The sequence below is a fragment of the Streptomyces sp. NPDC048269 genome (assembly GCF_040652395.1).
GTDB lineage: Bacteria > Actinomycetota > Actinomycetes > Streptomycetales > Streptomycetaceae > Streptomyces.
Window position 1 is genome coordinate 56625 of sequence record NZ_JBEZLW010000015.1, and the last position, 17338, is coordinate 73962.

Here is a 17338-nt window from a genome sequence, read left to right on the forward strand (position 1 = left end):
GGCTGGTGCTCACGATGCCTCCGGGGTCACGGCGAGGGAGTGGAGATAGCGCATCAACGTCATCAGGACGTCACGGCTGGACTCGCGCCGCCGTGCGTCGCAGAGCACCAGCGGCACCGATGCGGGCAGGTCGAGGGCGCTGCGCAGGTCCTCGACGGGGTGCTCGGGCGCGTCGGGGAAGGAGTTGACGGCGACGACGAAGGGCACCCCGCGCTCCTCCAGCCGGCCGATCACGTCGAAGCTGACCTCCAGGCGGCGGGTGTCGACCAGGACCACCGCCCCCAGGGCGCCCTCGAACAGGCCGTTCCAGAGGAACCAGAAGCGCTGCTGGCCGGGGGTGCCGAAGAGGTACAGCACCAGCTCCTCATTGATGCTGATCCGGCCGAAGTCCATGGCCACGGTGGTGGAACTCTTGCGCTCCACGCCCGCCGTGTCGTCGACGCCGACCCCGGCCTGGGTCATCGTCTCCTCGGTGGTCAGGGGCCGGATCTCGCTCACCGAGCCGACCAGGGTCGTCTTGCCGACCCCGAAGCCGCCCACGATCACCACCTTGACCGCGGCGGCGGCCGTGGCCGGCAGTACGTCCTCGCGCCGCGGCCCGGCGGGCCGCTCAGAGCTTTCGAAGTCCATCGATCACTGCCTCAATCAATGCCAGGTCGGGGAGTTGGGCGCGGGCGACGGGTGCGCGGGAAAGCACCTGGCCCGCGGTGATCAGATCGTCGACCAGTACGGTGACCACACTCACCGGCAGGCCGAGATACGCGGAGATCTCGGCCACCGAGAGGGGCGCCTGACACAGCCGCATGATGGCCGCGTGCTCCGGCTGCATGCCGGGCCTGGGACCCGACCTGGCCACGATCAGCGTGACCAGGTCGAGACCGGTGGGCACTAACGGTCCGCTGCGACCGCCCGTGATGACGTAGAGCCGCTCAGGACTGCCGTCTTCCCAGTCGTGGCCCGGGTCGCTCACGCGGTCTGCCTGTCGCTGCGCGGCGGGCTGCTGAGGTGCTCTCCGATCCGCGCCACGAGGTCACGCATGCGCTGGCCCATCAGCCCTGCGTCGACGCCCTCGTCGGCCAGCACCGCGAGATAGGCCCCGGCACCGGCCGCCATCAGGTAGAAGAACCCGCCGTCCATCTCGATCACGACGAGCCTCATCCGGCCGTTGCTGTTCGGGAGTTCGGAGGCCACCGCGCCGGCGAGGCTCTGCAGTCCGGCGCAGGCGGCGGCGAGCCGGTCGGCCGTGTCGGTCTCCGCGCCGTACTGGGCCATCCGCAGGCCGTCGGCGGAGAGCACGATGACGTGCCGGGTCTGCGGAACGCTCTCGGCCAGGTCCTTGAGCATCCAGTCCATGTTGGTCTGCTGCTGACTCATGGCTGTTCCCCCTTGCTCGCCGAGGCCGGCGAGACGTCTGCTGTGTTCTGGCTTGCGCCGGCCTGGCTGTCCCCGGACAAGCCGCTCTGGAAGGCGGCCAGCCACATGCCGGGCTGTGCTTCGGTCCGGTCAGGGGCGGCGGCGGTGGTCCGCTCGACGGCCGCGGGTCCGGCCGGAGCCGTCGCGCGGGTCTTGCGGCGCCGCTGCGGCAGCCCGTTCGGTGCGCGCTCGGTCAAGGCGGGCACCTCGTCCTCGGTCGCCGGGTGCCGCGGGCCCGTGGCCCGGCGCGCCGGCTGCGGCGGCTGTGACGCAACGGCGGCCGGTTCCAGCGCCGCCCGGGGCCCCGACGACGTACCGATGCCGTGGGCGACGCCGGTCGCGGTCGAGACGGTGGTGATCAAGTCCTGCGGGATGACGAGGACGGCTCGTACGCCGCCGTACGCCGAGGAGCGCAGCGACACCCGGAAGTCGTACGCCTGCGCGAGCCGGCCGACCACGGCGAGCCCCAGCCGTGGAGTCTCGCCCAGGTCGGTCAGGTCGATGCCCTCCTGCGCCTGGCGCAGCATGCGCTCGGCCCGCTTGCGGGCCTCCTCGCTCATGCTCAGGCCGCCGTCCTCGATCTCGATGGCGATGCCCGAGTTCACGTCGACGGCGGTCAGATGGACCTTGGTCTGCGGCGGGGAGTAGCGGGTCGCGTTGTCGAGCAGTTCGGCCAGCGCGTGGATGAGCGGCTCCACCGCGGGGCCGACGACGGCTACCTGGGAGACGGAGTGGAGCTCCACGCGCTGGTAGTCGATGATCCGGGACATGGCGCCGCGCAGCACGCTGTACAGCGGGACGGCCTTGCTCCACTGGCGGCCGGGCCGCGCACCGCCGAGCACGGCGATGGAGTCGGCGAGCCGGCCGATGAGCGCGGTGCCGTGGTCCAGCCGCAGCAGATCGCCGAAGACGGCCGGGGTCTGGCCGTGCCGGTCCTCCATCTCCCGCAGTTCCTGGGCCTGTTGGTGGACGATCGCCTGGACGCGGCGGGCGATGTTCACGAAGGCCCGCTGCGCGGAGTCGCGCAGGTCCTCCTCCGCGACCACGGCATCGAGCACGGAGCGCAGCACCGCGTGGTGGGCCGCCTTGAACTCGGGTGTCAGCCCGGGCTGGTAGGTGCCCGGGTCCTCCAGGGACGTGAGTACATCCTCGGGGAACTCACCCTTGCGCAGGCGCGCCACGACATCGGGCAGCAGCGTGTCGGCCAGCCGTACGGTCTCGGCCTGCTGCCGCCACAGCGCCTCGTCCTGGGCGGCGACCCTGGCCCGCAGCGCCGTCACGGCCTTGCCGCGCCGGGCGGCCTCGCCACAGGAGAGCGCGACGGCGACGAAGGCCGCGGCACCGACCCAGGCCACCGGGGTGCGGGCCGGTGCGGACACCAGCGCCACGGCGACCGCCGAAAGAGCGGCGGTCAACAGGGCGGGCAACGCCCATACGACGGGTGAGGTGGGCCCTGGACTGCCGGGCGACGATCCCTCTCGAACCATCAGAACCCTCAAACGATCGAAAGCGAAAGATCATTGGACAACAGCCCGGGATCCTATCGGCTCTGTGTACGGCACTTGACAACAGGTCATGATGCGGACGTGCCACGCGTGTTGGCCGGGCGGGACGTGACCTGAAACGGACCACGCTCCCGACCGGCCGCCCCGGTGGTAGGGGACGATCGTCCGCGCCGTCAGGACCCGGCGGACACCTGTTCCGCGCCCGTGCGCGGGCCCGCGCGGACCGACGCGGTCCCCGGCCCGATTCGGCTGGTTTCCGACGGCGGGCAGCATGGCCCGGCCGGGCCCGAAGGCTCATCGGCATGGCGGGAGGTGAGCTCCACCGGAGCCACCGGCAGGTCGTTTCACATCGTTGGCGCATCGCGGCGTCGCGGAGCGGTCGTACGTACTGAAAAGAGGTGTCCGCCCGCTACGTGAACACACTCGACCGGGCGGCCCGGGCCCCCTGGTCCTCCACGACGCGCCGTCGGCGCCCGCAGCCTCGTCGACGAGAGCCGCTGCAACCTGCTGCCGGCCGTCGCCGCCCGCCTCGGCCTGGACACCGGCGAGGAGACCACGCCCACCGGCAGGCCCCGGCCTGAGAGGCGCCGCACGTGCGCCCTACGCCCGGCCGCGGCGCGTCACGACCGGCCTGACCCGGCGGGCCGGTCCGTTGGCACCCTCCTGGCTGGAGAACACGGGCCTGCGCTGGGCCAATGGCCCAGTGGTCCGATGCCGGGTTGAGCCAGTGGGCCCGCAGGTGCTTATCTGTGTCGTATCCATGTACTTTCGGCGCCGCGTAGCGCCGGACGGCAACGAGGCCGATCCGGACCGCGGCGCCTTCGCCGTGCCCGTACGCCGCCCACCACCCCCGGGCGGCCACCGGGCCGGCGCGCACCATCGCAAGGGGGGCGGCACACCGCCGTGAAGAGGATGTTCGTGGCTCCGGATCCGGGGCGTCTCAGGCTCAGGAACTCGGCTCGCGCAGTGATCGGCGTCGGCGCCGCCGTGGCCCTCGCCGAGCTGTGCGGTCTCTCCCTGACCGCGTCCATCACCGGGGGACTGGCCGCCCTGCTCGCCCTCTTCACCGTGCTCGACGCCGACGTCCGCGCCCAGCGCGCCACCACCGCCATGCTGCCCGTCGCCGGATTCCCCGTCCTCGCGCTGGCCACCACCCTGCACGGGGTGCCCCTCGCCCGTGACGCCGCCTTCCTCGCCGTCGTGTTCGCCGGGGTCTACGCCCGCCGCTTCGGCCCGCGCGGGCACGCCCTCGGGATCTTCGGCTTCATGATGTTCTTCGTCACCCAGTTCCTGCACGCCCGGCCCGGGCAGCTGCCCGAGCTGTACGCCGCCGTCGGGCTGGCCCTCCTGGCGGCCGGAACAGTGCGCTTCGCACTGTGGCCCATCGAGCGGCGCACGCCACCCGCCGCCGCGCCGCCCGGACTGCCGGGCACCGGCCTCGCACGGCCCACCACCCGCCAGGCCTTCCAGGCCACCGCCGCCTGCGGCTTCGCCCTCGCCATCGGCCAGGCGCTCTCCGAAGACCGCTGGTACTGGGCCGTCGGCACCGCTTGGTGGATCTTCGTCAACACCGCTTCCCGGGGCGAGACCCTCGTCCGCGGCTTCCGCCGGGTCGTCGGCACCGTCACCGGCATCGCCGCCGGGCTGCTGATCGCCGTACCGCTGCACGGCGCGCCCGCGCCGACCGCCGCGCTGGTCGCCGTATGCGTCTTCGGGATCTTCTACACCGCGGCCCCCTCGTACTCCTGGATGATGTTCTTCGTCACCGTCATGGCGGGGCTTCTCTACGGCCTCCTCGGCGTCCTGCACCCCGGGCTGCTGCTCCTGCGCTTCCAGGAGACCGCCATCGGCGCGCTCGGCGCCGCCCTCGCCGTCGTGATCATCCTCCCGGTGACCACCCACGCCGCCAACGACGCCTGGATCCAGCGCGCCCTGCGCTGCGTACGCGCCTCCACCGCGGCCTCCCTGGACCGGCTCGCCGGGAACCCCGAGGCCGACCCCGCCCCGCACGCCGCCGAGCTGGAGCTGCTGCTGGGCCGCGTACGCATGGCCCTGGCGCCCCTCGTCCACCCGCTGAGCCCGCTGCGCGCCCGCAAGGCCCGGGCCCGGCAGGTCCTGGCGCTGCTCGACGAATGCGCCCGGGAGGTGCGCGGCCTCGTCGCCGTCGCAGCCGACCCGCAGGCCTCGCACGACGCCCGGCTGGCCGCAGCCTGCTGGCGCGTCGAGGCGGCCGTCGAGGCGCTGACCGCCCCGCAGGGCGCCCCGGAGCCCGCCGTGCGGACGACGCAGGCCCGGCCCGCCCCCGCGGAACCGGCCCTCGCCCACCTGCACGGCATCGAGCACGCCCTCGTCGCGCTCGCCGCCCCGCTGCGCACCGACCCCCGGGCGCCGCTGGTCATCAGCGCCTGAGCAGCCCCGCCAGGCCCGGCCCCGTCGGCAGCCCGCCCTCGGTGTGCACCACGCCGAGGGCCTGGGTGGCCCGCGTCAGCGCCACGTACAAGTCGCTCGGCTGGAAGCCGGCCGGCTCCACCACGATCACCGTGTCGAACTCCAGCCCCTTGGCCTGGCGCGGGTCGAGGAGGACCACCTGCCGGGTCAGATCCGGTTCCGCGCCGGCCCGGACCCCCGGCAGCTCGACGGCCAGCGAGGCGTGCAGCGCCCGCGGCGCGATCACCGCGAGCCGCCCCTCGTGCGGCAGCTCCCGCCGCACGGCGTCCCCGACCGTCTCCGCCAGGTTCCCGGCCGCCCGCACCCACGGCCGGACCCCGGTGGTACGCACCGAGCTCGGCGGCTCGAAACCGGGGTCGCGGGCCCGCAGTACGGACGCCGCCACCTCCATGATCTCGGCGGGCGTGCGGTAGTTGACCCCCAGTCGGACCAGTTCCCAGCGCTCGCCCACATACGGGCCGAGGATGCGCTGCCACGAGCCGCAGCCCGCCTCGTCGGCGGTCTGTGCCGGATCGCCGACCAGGGTCATGGAGCGGGTCGGACAGCGCCGCATCAGCAGCCGCCACGCCATCTCCGAGAGCTCCTGCGCCTCGTCCACGATGACGTGCCCGAAGGCCCACGTACGGTCGGCCGCGGCCCGCTCGGCCGCGCTGCGGTGGTCGGCCTCCTCGTGGCGCTCGGCCATCCTCTCGGCGTCGATGATGTCGTGCGCGGCGAGGTACTCGTTCTCCTCGTCCTCGAACTCGTACGACTCGGAACCCTGCGACAGGTCCAGCACGCCCTGCGCGTACGCGATCCGCCGCTGTCGCTCGCGTTCCTCGGCCGCGCGCCGGGCGCTGTCGTCCTCCCCGAGCAGTTCGGCCGCCTCGTCCAGCAGCGGCACGTCGGCCGGGGTCCAGTCCGGGCGCGCCGTCGGCTCGCGCCGGATCAGCTCCGCGTCGTGCGCGGGCAGGTGCGTGGGCTCCGCCAGGAAGTCTGTGATCAACCCCTCGGGCGTGAGGGAGGGCCACAGCGAGTCGATCGCGGCGTGCACGGCCGGGCTCATCGCGATCTCCTTGCCCAGCTGGGCGACGTCGTCCGCGCCCAGCAGGTTCGGGCCGCCGTACGGATCCGCCCCGAGCCGGTCGGCGAGCTGGGACGTGAGCGCGTCGATGATCCGGAAGGCGAAGGCGGGCCGCGCCTGGTTGTGCGGCAGCCCGGTGGCCCGGGCCCGGTCCCGTGCCTCGTACGCCATCGTGCGGTCCAGCAACAGGGTCCCGTAGTCGTCGTGGTCGATCTCCAGCGCGGGCTCGGGGACCGTGTCGTACTCCTCGCCGCTGTCCGCAGGGACGGCCTCCGGCAGGCACTGCCGGTCGGCCACGACCCGGGCCAGCACCTCCGCCATCGAGGCCCGGCCCTTGACCGCGGCCGCTCCGGGGCGGTCGGTGCCCTTCGCGTGGATCCCGGGGAAGAGCTCGCCCGGCGTCGCGAGCAGCACGCCCGTCTCGCCGAGCGCCGGCAGCACCCCGCCGATGTAGCCCAGGAAGGCCGGGCCGGGGCCGACGATCAGGACCCCGCGCTTGGCGAGCAGCTCGCGGTGGGCGTACAGCAGGTACGCGGCGCGGTGCAGCGCCACCGCCGTCTTTCCGGTACCGGGGCCGCCCTCGACGACCAGCACCCCGCGGTGCGTGGAGCGGATGACGCGGTCCTGCTCGGCCTGGATGGTGCGCACGATGTCGTGCATCCGGCCGGTCCGGGCCGCGTCGAGCGCCGCGAGCAGCACGGCGTCCGCGTCGGCGCCCTCGAAGCCGGTGCGCTCCGCGTCGGTCAGGTCGAGGATCTCGTCGTGCAGGGCGGTGACCACCCGCCCGCGGCTGCTGATGTGCCGCCGGCGCCGCAGCCCCATGGGGGTGTGGCCGGTGGCGAGGTAGAACGGGCGGGCCACGTCCGCGCGCCAGTCCAGGACCAGCGGCGTGCGCTCGGCATCGTCCGCGCGGATTCCGATGCGGCCGATGTGGTGGTCACGGCCGTCCGAGAACTCCAGACGGCCGAAACACAGACCCGTCTCGCCCGCATTCAGGGCGGAGAGCAGACCGGACTGCTCGGCTACCAGGATGTCGCGCTCCAGCCGCATCTGAGAGCCGTTACCGACATCGCGCAATGCCCCTGCAACGGCACCTTCGGCCTGGTCACGCAGGTGGTCGAGGCGTGCGTAGAGACCGGTGACGAATTGCTGTTCTTTCCGGAATTCCTCGGTTGACAATTGCGCTCCTGCCGCGATACAGTGTCCTCGTAAGCTTTTTATGTCTTCGCTTTCGACGAAGTCATGAAACATTGAATATACGCTCTCTCCTCCCTCGGCAGTCAATTCCGCCGGGGGATTTTTTGCGTACCGTGGATCCCATGACCACCGCACACGGCTCCGCCGACGGCATCGTCTACCGCCTCGCCCGCCCCGGGGACGCGGGAGCCATCGAGGCCCTGGACGGCTCCTTCACCACCGACACCGTCTTCGAGGTGGCCGCCTCCGGCACCGGCTTCGGATTCCTGCTCCGCGAGGTCCCGGCCGACCCGCCCCTGTACAAGGAGTTCCCGCCCGAGGAGCACGACGAGCAGGGAATCGGCCGCGGCACGGACACCGCCGGCGACGCCCGGACCTACGTGGCCGTCGACGGCGGCCGGGTGTGCGGCTTCGCCGCCGTCGGCTACGCCGCGTGGAACCGGCGGCTGACGATCGAGGACATCGAGGTCTCGCCCGGCCACCGCGGCCGTGGCATCGGCCGCGCCCTCCTGGAGTGCGCGGACGGATTCGCCCGCGAACGCGGCGCCGACCACCTCTGGTTGGAAGTCAGCTCGGTCAACGCCCCGGCGGTGCACGCCTATCGGCGCATGGGGTTCGTCCTCTGCGGCCTCGACACCACCCTCTACGGCGGCACCCCCGCCACCGGGGAACAGGCGCTGTTCATGAGCCGGCCCTGCCTCTGACCCGCTGCCCGAAGTCAACTCCCGGACTGTGGCGGATCGTACGCCGCGTTCCGGTCGGCCCGCAGTCCGATCCCCGAAGATCACTCGGAGGGGTGTTCCGTGTGCGCCTGGCGCACGCCGCTGACCTGCGGCAGGTACAACGGGTGAGGGTTCATTGCACATGCATCCGGCATGTACAGGGTGGATCTGTCCGGACAGGGGGTAACGGCCCGGAATGGAAATTCTTCAACAGTGCTCCACCACCGCCCAGGTGTGGGAAGCGGCCGAGGAGTTCATCCGACTCTTCCACAGGGAGAACCAGGGCGCAGGCGATCCGCGCGCCCGGCTCGCCGCCGTGCGGGACGAGCTCGCGGAGACCGGCACCTACCGGCACACCCCCGAGGAGCTGGTCCACGGGGCGCGCGTGGCATGGCGCAACAGCAACCGCTGTATAGGCAGGCTCTATTGGAACTCCCTGCGGGTCCGTGACCGCCGGGAGGTCACCGAAGCCGACGAGATCGCCGCCGAATGCTTCGGGCACCTGCGCGAGGCGACCAACGGCGGCCGCGTCCGGCCCACCATCACGGTCTTCGCCCCGGACACCCCGGACCGGCCCGGGCCGCTGATCTGGAGCGAGCAGCTCGTCCGGTACGCCGGCTACGGGGACCACCCCTCCGTCACCGTCGGCGACGCGCGCAACGCCCCGCTCACCGAGGCCCTGCTCCGGCTCGGCTGGGAGGGCGGCGCCGGAACCCCCTTCGACCTCCTTCCGCTGGTGGTCCAGGGAGTCGACGACAAGCCCCGCTGGTTCGACACCCCCGCGGACGCCGTCCTGGAGGTCCCGATCTCCCACCCCGATGAGGGCTGGGCGGACTGGGGACTGCGCTGGCACGCCGTACCCGCCATCTCCAACATGTGCCTGGAGATCGGCGGCATCCACTACCCGGCCGCCCCGTTCAACGGCTGGTACATGGGCACCGAGATAGGCGCCCGCAACCTCGCCGACACCGACCGGTACAACCTCCTGCCCGCCGTCGCCCGCCGCCTCGGCCTGGACACCTCCAGCGACCGCTCGCTGTGGAAGGACCGCGCGCTCGTCGAGCTCAACCGGGCGGTCCTGCACTCCTTCGACCGCGCCGGGGTCACCATCGCCGACCACCACTCCGAGTCCCGGCGCTTCCTGTCCCACCTGGCACGGGAGGAGTGCAAGGGCCGTGAGGTGGGCGCGGACTGGTCCTGGATCGTCCCGCCGATCTCCGGTTCCGCGACCCCGGTCTTCCACCGCACCTACGAGGACCGGCCGAGCAGCACGGCCTACGTCCACCACCCCGGCGCGCAGGAACGGGCCCAGGGGAGGGACTTGGTCTAGACCCTTCTGTTACCGTCGGCTCCGGACGGATCCGACAGCCGAGAGGGGCCTCCCGTGGGCGGCACGGACAGCACCGACCGGAACGGCGGACACAGGGCCTACATCGGCTCGTTCACCTCCGGGGGCGGCCGCGGCGTCACCACCGCGGCCGTGGACCCGGCCACGGGTGCCCTGACCCCGGTCGCGGCCACCGGCGTCACCGTTGCCGACCCCTCGTACCTCGCCCTCGCCCGGGACACCGGCGTGCTCTACGCGGTGAGCGAGACCGAACAAGGGGCAGTCGCCGCCTTCACGCCCACCGCCGGGGGCCTGGTACCCCTCGGCGCGCCCGTCGGCGTCGGCGGCTCCGGGCCCACCCATCTCAGCCTGGCCGGGCGCCGATTGCTCACCGCCAACTACACCTCGGGCAGCGTCAGCAGCCTCCCGCTCGCCGCCGACGGCAGCCCCGGCGGGCCCGCCGCCGTCCTCGCGCACCACGGTTCCGGTACGGACGCCGACCGCCAGGAGCGGCCGCACGCCCACCAGGTGCTGCCCGACCCGAGCGGCAACTGGGTGCTCAGCGTCGACCTCGGCACCGACTCCGTACGGGTCTGCGCGCTCGATCCGGCCACCGGTGGGCTCCGCCTGCACACCGAGACCGGCCTGCGGGCGGGGACCGGCCCCCGCCACCTCGCCTTCCACCCGGACGGCACGGTGGCCTACGTCCTGCACGAGCTGGAGCCGCAGCTGACCGTCTGCCGGTGGAACGCGGCCTCCGGGCGACTGGAACCGGTCGGGGAGGTTCAGGTCGCCTCCGCGGGCCCCTCAGGGGCCGTACGGGCCTACCCCTCGGCGATCGCCGCCTCGCCCGGCGGGCGCTTCGTCTGGGCCGCCGTCCGCGGCACCGACTCCATCGCCACCTTCTCCCTCGCCGCAGGCGTAGAGAAGCCACAGCTCACGGGCGTCGTGGGCTGCGGTGGCAGCTGGCCGCGCGATCTCGCCGCCGACCCTTCGGGGCGCCGCCTGTACGCGGCCAACGAGCACTCGGGTGACGTCACCTGGTTCGACGTCGACCCCCTGACCGGGCAGCCGCGAGAGGCCGGCTCGGTGGCCGTGCCCGCCGCCACCTGCGTGGTCTTCGGCCCGGCCGTGTGAGGTCCGCCGTGTGAGGTCCGCCGACGTGAAGGGCCCCCGCCGACCGGCGGGGGCCCTTCACGTCACGGCAGGCGGTCAGTGCGTGGCCGCGCCCTGGGTGATCCCGAGAGCCGCGGCGTACTGCGCGACGGCGAGCTTGCCGAGCGCCGGGTAGGCGCCGAGCACCTCGGCGGCGCTGCAGTTGGCGTCCTTGCAGGCACTGTCCAGCAGCCCGTCGGCGGCCTCCGGGCCGATCAGGTACGGGGCGAGCGCCAGGTGCGTGGAGCCCTCGCGGCGCAGCTGCTCGGCGACCGCGGCCACCGAGCCCTCCTCGTCGAGCGCCGCCGCCTTGACCGGCACGGCGAGCCGGGCGGCGAGCAGCATCCCGGTGATCCCGGCGGCCTGGACGGCCTCCTCGCCGCCGGTGGTGGCCAGGACGATGCCGTCGGCGGCGGTGGTCACGGTGAAGAGCCGGGCGCGGTCGGCGCGGGCCAGCCCCGCCTCGGACAGCCGCACGTGCAGGCCCTCGGCGAGCAGCGGGTGCGGACCGAGCACGTCGGCCAGCTCTGCGGCGGCCGATGAGTCCATCAGCGCCTGGCGGACCCGGCGGAGCAGATCACCGTCGGGACCGGCCAGCAGCGGGACCACCACGGCGTCCGGGCCGGTCGGTGCGGGCACCTCGTGGCCGGCGGCGCGGGCGAACTCCGCACGCGCGGCACGCTCGGTCGCGACGGCGGTCAGCACGCCGGACAGGGACGGGAAATCGGAGGCGTCGTCACCGTCGAGGAAGCCGATCCGGGCGTCGAGGCCCGGCAGCTCGGAACGGCCGATGCTGATGATCTCTTCCGCCAGCCCACGCGAGGCGGCCGAGGGGGCACCGGGCACGGCGAGCACCAGCGCGGGCGCGCCCTCGGGCGCCGCCGCGGGCTCGGGCCGGCGGTGCCGTCCGGTCTGGCGGGGTCGCGGCATTCGTACGGGCAGGCCATTTGCGGGCCCAGTGGGGGAGCTCATGGCGCCGCATGCTACTGGCTTATCGGAACCGGGTGTTCGGGCAGGGCCTTCTCCGGTGGCATCTGTCCGTATTTATCCGGTGAATAGCAGATACCGTCAACTGACGGACGGCAAGCGCCAGTCCACAGGCTGTGAACCCTGGCCCACCAGCAGCTCGTTCGTCCTGCTGAACGGCCTGGAGCCGAAGAATCCGAAATCGGCGGACTTGGGGGAGGGGTGGGAGGACTCCACGACCGGCAGCTCGCCGAGCAGCGGCCGCAGATTGCGGGCCGCCCGGCCCCAGAGGATGGACACCAGCGGCTTGCCGCGCGCGGCGAGGGCCCGGATGGCCTGGTCGGTCACGGCTTCCCAGCCCTTGCCCTGGTGGGCGTTGGACCTGCGGGGGGCGGTGGTCAGCGAACGGTTGAGCAGCAGCACGCCCTGCCGGGTCCACGGGGTGAGGTCGCCGTTCGCGGGCCGGCCGGTACCGAGGTCCCGGTGCAGCTCCAGGAAGATGTTGTCGAGGCTCGGCGGCACCGGCCGCACCTCGGGCGCGACCGAGAAGGACAGGCCCACCGCGTGCCCCGGGGTGGGGTAGGGGTCCTGGCCCACGATCAGCACCTTGACCTCGTCGAAGGGCTGCTGGAAGGCGCGCAGGACGTTCGCCCCGGCCGGGACGTAGGTCCTGCCCGCCGCGATCTCGGCGCGCAGGAAGTCGCCCATCGCGGCGATCTGGCCCGCCACCGGCTCCAGAGCCCGGGCCCAGCCCGGCTCGACGATCTCGTTCAACGGTCGTGCTGCCACGGTGGATCACTCTACTGGCCGATCGTCGCCGCCCGCACACACAGCACGTCGGGCAGGTGCTCGGCCAGCGGCTGCCAGCTCTCTCCGTCGTCGTGGCTGGCGTACAGCTCGCCGTTGCGGTTGCCGAAGTAGACGCCCGCCGGGTCCGCGTCGTCCGTGCACAGGGCGTCGCGGAGCACCGTGCCGTAGTGGTCCCCGGCGGGCAGGCCGTGAGACAGCGGCTCCCAGCTGGTGCCCGCGTCCTGCGTGCGGAAGACCCGGCACCGGTGCTCGGCCGGGACCCGGTCGGAGTCGGCGTTGAGCGGGAAGACGTAGGCCGTGTCCGGCCGGTGGGGGTGGGCGGCCACCGCGAAGCCGAAGTCGGAGGGGAGCCCCCCGCCGATGTCGGTCCACCGGGCCCCGGCGTCGTCGCTGCGGTAGACGCCCCAGTGGTTCTGCAGGTACAGCCGGTCGGTGTTCCCGGAGTCCTGGGCGATCTTGTGCACGCACTGGCCGAACTCGGGGTGCGGATCGGGCAGGAAGACCGCCGACACCCCTTCGTTGGACGGCTCCCAGCTGGATCCGCCGTCCTTCGTCCGGAACACTCCGGCGGTGGAGACGGCCACCGTCACGGCGTCCGCGTCGCGTGGATCGGTGATCACCGTGTGCAGCCCCTCACCGCCGCCGCCCGGCTGCCAGCTGCCCCGGCTCGGGTGGTCCCACAGCGGACGGACCAGCTCGAAGGATTCGCCGCGGTCCGTCGAGCGGAACAGCGCGGCCGGCTCCGTCCCCGCGTAGACCACGTCCGGGGCCTCGGGTCCGGCCGGCTGGAGCTGCCACACGCGCTCCAGCGAGGCACCGGTGTCCTTGGGGAACTTCACCGCGGCTTCGGCGGGCTCGTTCCAGGTCGCTCCGAGGTCGTCGGAGCTGAAGACGGACGGTCCCCAGTGCGAGCTGTCCCCGGCGACCAGCAGGCGGGGCGCCGGGCCCCGCCGGTCGACGGCGACCGCGTAGACGGCCTGGGCGTTGAAATGGGGCCCGTCGAACTCCCAGGGCCCCTCGCCCCGGCGGCGGCCGATGAAGAGTCCCTTGCGGGTACCCACGAGCAGCAGTACGTCGGCCATGGCCGGCACCTCCGGACTTCGTCGTCCATGTCTTCGTCTTCGGGGCTATCCGTGCTTCACGAGCTGTCCGTCTCTTTCGGGCCAGTCTGCACCCGCCCACTGACAGCGGCCCGGCGGGCGGCACCGGGTCCGGAGCGCCGGATTAATACCGATCATTTACCCGTAGGAAACGATCGCTGCTTGCATGTGGATGTTCGGAATAGGTTGACTTCAGGCCACTGCTGCCGCACGCGAGAGGACGTACGTGGCCACGGAGCACTTGTCCCCGCTCGACCTCGCCTTCTGGCGGATCGAATCCGCCGCCCACCCCATGCACCTCGGTGCCCTGGCCGTCTTCCGGGCCGCCGGGCCCGGGGCGGCCGAGCACGCCGCGGAACTGCTCGCCACCCGCTGCGCCGGCGTGCCAGGCCTGCGTCGCCGGATCCGGGACGTCCTGCTGCCGGTGGGCGCGGCCGCCTGGTCGCCGGACCCCGGCTTCGACCCGGCGCGGCACGTCTTCCTGGTCCGGACGCCTGCCTCGCCGCACGAGGCCGCGGGACCCCTGATGGCCCGGCCCCTGGACCGGAGCCTGCCGCCCTGGGAGGCGCACGTGCTGGCCGGGCCCGATGCGGATTCCTTCGCCGTGCTGTTCAAGTTCCACCACGCCCTCGCCGACGGGCTCGGCGCGCTCGCCCTGGCCGCGGCGCTGTTCGACGAGGGGCAGTCCCTGCGCCCGCCCCCGAGCCCGGCTCCGCGTCCGTCCCCGCGTGCGGCCGCGCCACCCGTCTCCGGGCGGCAGGCCGGCCCGGCCCTGCGCCGGCTCTCCGGACTCCTCGCCGCCCGGGTCCAGGACGTCGGCCAGGCCCTGGAGATCGGTGCCGCTGTCGCCCGCGCCGGGCTGCCGCTCGGGGTCCCCGCGGCCCTCACCGCGGGCGCCGCCCGCACCGGCTCCCGTACGGTCGCGGGCCTCGCCCTCGACCTGGACGAGGTCAACCTGGTCCGAAAGGCCGCCGGCGGCACCGTCAACGACGTGCTCATCTCCGTGGTCGCCGGCGCGCTGCGGCGCTGGATGGAGGGCCGGGGCGACCCCGCGCCCGGCGGACCGGGCCCGCGCGCCCTGATCCCCGTGTCCCGCCGGGGCAGGGCCGGGACCGGCGGGGGGAACCGGCTCTCCGGCTACCTCCTGCGGCTGCCGCTCGCCGAGCGGGACCCGCTGCTGCGTCTGGACCGGGTACGGGCCGCGATGGACCGCAACAAGGACGCGGGACCCGCCCGCGGCGCCGGGGCAGTCGCCCTGCTCGCCGACCACGTCCACCCGCTCGGCCACCGCCTCGGAGGCCCGTTCGTCGCCCAGGCCGCCCGGCTGCTCTTCGACATCCTGGTCACCAGCGTCCCGCTGCCCGGCCTGACCTTCTCGCTCGGCGGGAGCCGCGTCGGCGAGGTCTACCCGCTCGCCCCGCTGGCCCGCGGCCAGTCCCTGGCCGTCGCGGTCTCCACGTACAAGGGGACGGTCCACTACGGGCTGGTGGCGGACGCGGCCGCCCTCCCGGACCTGCCCGCGCTGGCCGAGGCGCTGCGGGCGGAGCTCGACGCGCTTGTACGAGAGGTCTCGTAGTACGAAGAAATTCGTAGTACGGTGAGTCTCGTACTTAGCCGCCGATCCCCGGCGCGCCCGGTGACGTCCTGGAGAGCCCTGATGAGTGCTGCCCCCGCTGGTTCCGCTGCCCTGTTCGCTCCCTACACCCTTCGCTCGGTCACCCTCCCGAACCGCGTGTGGATGGCCGCGATGTGCCAGTACAGCGCCGAGGCCTTCGGCCCGAACGCGGGCGTGGCCGACGACTGGCACTTCGCGCACTACGCAGCCCGCGCCGTCGGCGGCACCGGCCTGATCATCCAGGAGGCCACCGCCGTCTCCCCCGAAGGCCGGATCACCCCCTACGACCTCGGCATCTGGAACGACACCCAGGTCGAGGCGCTGCGCCGGATCACCTCCTTCCTCAAGGCCCGGGGCACCGTCCCCGGCATCCAGATCGCGCACGCCGGACGCAAGGCCTCCACCGACCGGACGTGGAAGGGCGGCGGCCCGGTCGGGCCCGAGGCGCACGGCTGGCTGCCGGTCGCCCCGAGCGCCGTGCCGTTCGACGGGGACCGCCCGGCGCCGCACGAGCTGACGGCCGATGAGATCGGGGAGATCGTCGGCCAGTTCGCGGCCGCCGCCGAGCGCGCACTCGCCGCGGGCTACGAGATCGTCGAGATCCACGGGGCCCACGGCTATCTCATCGGCGAGTTCCTGTCCCCGTTCAGCAACAAGCGCACCGACGCGTACGGCGGATCCTTCGAGAACCGCACCCGCCTCGCCGTCGAAGTCGTGGACGCCGTACGGGCGGTGTGGCCCGAGGAACTCCCGCTGTTCTTCCGGATCTCCGCCACCGACTGGCTGGAGGAGGACGGCTGGACCGCCGACGAGACGGTCCGGCTGGCCGGGCTGCTCCAGGAGCACGGCGTGGACCTCCTCGACGTCTCCACCGGCGGCCTCGCCCCCAGGGTGGAGATCCCGGTCGGCCCCGGCTACCAGGTGCCGTTCGCCGCCCGGGTCAAGGCGGAGACCAGCCTGCCCGTGGCCGCCGTCGGCCTGATCATCGAACCGGCGCACGCCGAGAAGATCCTGGCCAACGGCGAGGCCGACGCGGTCCTGCTGGGCCGGGAACTGCTGCGCGACCCGTACTGGGCCCGCCGGGCGGCCGCCGAGCTCGGCGCGGAGCCGCGTACGCCCGACCAGTACCACCGGTCCTGGTGAACCCGGTGCGGCTCCGGCGCCCATGCCGGAGCCGTACCCGCCACGCTCCTACGACGACTCTCGTACGATGGGGACCCTGGCAAGCCGAGCGAGCGGAGCAGGGACATGACGGAACGTGACACGGCCCGTGCCCTCGCCCACCCCGAGGCGGCCGAGATCCGCCTGGAGGGCGTGCTGCACGCGCTCTCCGACCCGGTCCGGCTCTCCATCGTCCGGGATCTGGCCGGCTCCGCCACGGAACTGGCGTGCTCGTACTTCGACCTGCCGGTCACCAAGTCGACCACCACCCACCACTTCCGCGTCCTGCGGGAGAGCGGCGTCGTCCGGCAGACCTACCGCGGTACGGCCAAGCTCAACGCCCTGCGCCGCACGGAGCTGGAGGACCTCTTCCCCGGCCTCCTCGACAGCGTCCTCACGGCAGCGGCCGCGGAGGAAGCGCGGCTCGCCTAGGACCGGGACGTGGCGTCCCGGCGGTGGAGCAGTCGCCCGTCGGGGCCGAAGACGTCCATCCGGTAGCCGCCGCCGAGGGAAAGCCCTTCCCGGTCCGCCAGATAGGCGGTGACGGACGCCGCCTGCTTCTGGAAGAGAGCGTCCTCGGCGTCCGGATTGCCCGTCCTGACGACGATGAGGGGCGCTGCCCCGGCCCGGGTCTCCCACTGGATGGCGTACACGGCCGCGTCCCCGCCGGCCTGCCGATAGCGCTCGGCCAGGGCCGTCGCGTGCGGGGACGCGGCCGTGCTCGTCGCCGTGGGGCCGGCGGCCGGGCGGTGGCCGCCGTGGGCCGTGCAGGCCGTCAGTGCGGCGACGAAAGCCGTCAGTACCAGCACCGACGCCAGGCCGGAGCCGTGGCTCGCCGTACGTCTCATGCCCGCAT

Annotated in this window: 16 protein-coding genes; 7 read left to right on the forward strand and 9 right to left on the reverse strand. The window is 73.4% G+C overall.

The window, feature by feature from the left end; genetic code table 11:
* Nucleotides 1–9: 9 nt before the first annotated feature.
* From AB0D48_RS18835 to AB0D48_RS18850, 4 genes are read right to left on the reverse strand one after another with little or no spacing between them, the layout of a single operon-like run.
* Entirely contained in the window at nucleotides 10–630 is a 621-nt protein-coding gene (locus tag AB0D48_RS18835) for an ATP/GTP-binding protein (protein WP_328924377.1), read from the reverse strand.
* On the reverse strand, nucleotides 611–970 hold the full coding sequence (locus AB0D48_RS18840) for a DUF742 domain-containing protein (protein ID WP_362397578.1): 360 nt from the start codon (nucleotides 968–970) through the stop codon (nucleotides 611–613). The genes AB0D48_RS18835 and AB0D48_RS18840 overlap by 20 nt, the downstream gene beginning before the upstream one ends.
* The gene (locus AB0D48_RS18845) at nucleotides 967–1374 is read right to left on the reverse strand and encodes a roadblock/LC7 domain-containing protein (RefSeq protein WP_362298409.1); all 408 of its coding nucleotides are present in this window, start codon (nucleotides 1372–1374) and stop codon (nucleotides 967–969) included. Before AB0D48_RS18845 ends, AB0D48_RS18840 begins: the two co-directional genes overlap by 4 nt.
* Nucleotides 1371–2900, reverse strand: coding sequence for an ATP-binding protein (locus tag AB0D48_RS18850; RefSeq protein WP_362397581.1), 1530 nt, complete (start codon nucleotides 2898–2900; stop codon nucleotides 1371–1373). The genes AB0D48_RS18845 and AB0D48_RS18850 overlap by 4 nt, the downstream gene beginning before the upstream one ends.
* A 930-nt stretch (nucleotides 2901–3830) precedes the next feature.
* Between AB0D48_RS18850 and AB0D48_RS18855 the strand changes: the two genes are divergently transcribed.
* Nucleotides 3831–5327: an FUSC family protein gene (locus AB0D48_RS18855; RefSeq protein WP_362397865.1), complete on the forward strand. Its 1497-nt coding sequence runs from the start codon at nucleotides 3831–3833 to the stop codon at nucleotides 5325–5327.
* Here the strand turns inward: AB0D48_RS18855 and AB0D48_RS18860 are convergent.
* Nucleotides 5317–7608: an ATP-binding domain-containing protein gene (locus tag AB0D48_RS18860; RefSeq protein ID WP_362397583.1), complete on the reverse strand. Its 2292-nt coding sequence runs from the start codon at nucleotides 7606–7608 to the stop codon at nucleotides 5317–5319. The two genes, AB0D48_RS18855 and AB0D48_RS18860, sit on opposite strands and share 11 nt — an antisense overlap.
* A gap of 140 nt (nucleotides 7609–7748) precedes the next feature.
* Here AB0D48_RS18860 and AB0D48_RS18865 point away from each other — a divergent pair, with 140 nt between their 5' ends.
* The 3 genes from AB0D48_RS18865 (at nucleotide 7749) to AB0D48_RS18875 (ending at nucleotide 10812) form a co-directional block, all read left to right on the forward strand.
* Nucleotides 7749–8330, forward strand: coding sequence for a GNAT family N-acetyltransferase (locus AB0D48_RS18865; RefSeq protein WP_362397586.1), 582 nt, complete (start codon nucleotides 7749–7751; stop codon nucleotides 8328–8330).
* Between the two features lie 214 nt (nucleotides 8331–8544).
* Nucleotides 8545–9678 carry a nitric oxide synthase oxygenase gene (locus tag AB0D48_RS18870; protein WP_362397589.1) on the forward strand — a complete coding sequence of 378 codons (1134 nt, stop codon included), beginning with the start codon at nucleotides 8545–8547 and terminating at the stop codon, nucleotides 9676–9678.
* A 54-nt stretch (nucleotides 9679–9732) separates the two neighbouring features.
* Nucleotides 9733–10812: a lactonase family protein gene (locus AB0D48_RS18875; protein WP_362397592.1), complete on the forward strand. Its 1080-nt coding sequence runs from the start codon at nucleotides 9733–9735 to the stop codon at nucleotides 10810–10812.
* A 75-nt stretch (nucleotides 10813–10887) separates the two neighbouring features.
* On the opposite strand, the gene AB0D48_RS18880 is transcribed toward AB0D48_RS18875, so the two are convergent.
* From AB0D48_RS18880 to AB0D48_RS18890, 3 genes are all read right to left on the reverse strand, one after another.
* Nucleotides 10888–11802 (reverse strand): hypothetical protein, encoded by a 915-nt coding sequence (locus AB0D48_RS18880; RefSeq protein WP_362397595.1) that lies wholly within the window; start codon nucleotides 11800–11802, stop codon nucleotides 10888–10890.
* A gap of 96 nt (nucleotides 11803–11898) precedes the next feature.
* Nucleotides 11899–12585, reverse strand: a complete 687-nt coding sequence (locus AB0D48_RS18885) for a uracil-DNA glycosylase (protein WP_362397597.1) — start codon at nucleotides 12583–12585, stop codon at nucleotides 11899–11901.
* An 11-nt stretch (nucleotides 12586–12596) separates the two neighbouring features.
* Nucleotides 12597–13688 (reverse strand): exo-alpha-sialidase, encoded by a 1092-nt coding sequence (locus AB0D48_RS18890; RefSeq protein WP_362397600.1) that lies wholly within the window; start codon nucleotides 13686–13688, stop codon nucleotides 12597–12599.
* 244 nt (nucleotides 13689–13932) lie between these two features.
* Here AB0D48_RS18890 and AB0D48_RS18895 point away from each other — a divergent pair, with 244 nt between their 5' ends.
* The 3 genes from AB0D48_RS18895 to AB0D48_RS18905 all read left to right on the forward strand — a co-directional run bounded on the left by AB0D48_RS18895 (nucleotide 13933) and on the right by AB0D48_RS18905 (nucleotide 16914).
* Entirely contained in the window at nucleotides 13933–15282 is a 1350-nt protein-coding gene (locus tag AB0D48_RS18895; protein WP_362397603.1) for a wax ester/triacylglycerol synthase family O-acyltransferase, read from the forward strand.
* 81 nt (nucleotides 15283–15363) lie between these two features.
* Nucleotides 15364–16464, forward strand: coding sequence for an NADH:flavin oxidoreductase/NADH oxidase (locus AB0D48_RS18900; protein ID WP_362397605.1), 1101 nt, complete (start codon nucleotides 15364–15366; stop codon nucleotides 16462–16464).
* Nucleotides 16465–16569: 105 nt separating this feature from the next.
* Complete coding sequence (locus AB0D48_RS18905; protein ID WP_362397608.1) at nucleotides 16570–16914, forward strand: helix-turn-helix domain-containing protein; 345 nt, start codon at nucleotides 16570–16572, stop codon at nucleotides 16912–16914.
* Here the strand turns inward: AB0D48_RS18905 and AB0D48_RS18910 are convergent.
* Nucleotides 16911–17330 carry a hypothetical protein gene (locus tag AB0D48_RS18910; protein WP_362397611.1) on the reverse strand — a complete coding sequence of 140 codons (420 nt, stop codon included), beginning with the start codon at nucleotides 17328–17330 and terminating at the stop codon, nucleotides 16911–16913. The two genes, AB0D48_RS18905 and AB0D48_RS18910, sit on opposite strands and share 4 nt — an antisense overlap.
* Nucleotides 17331–17338: the final 8 nt, after the last annotated feature.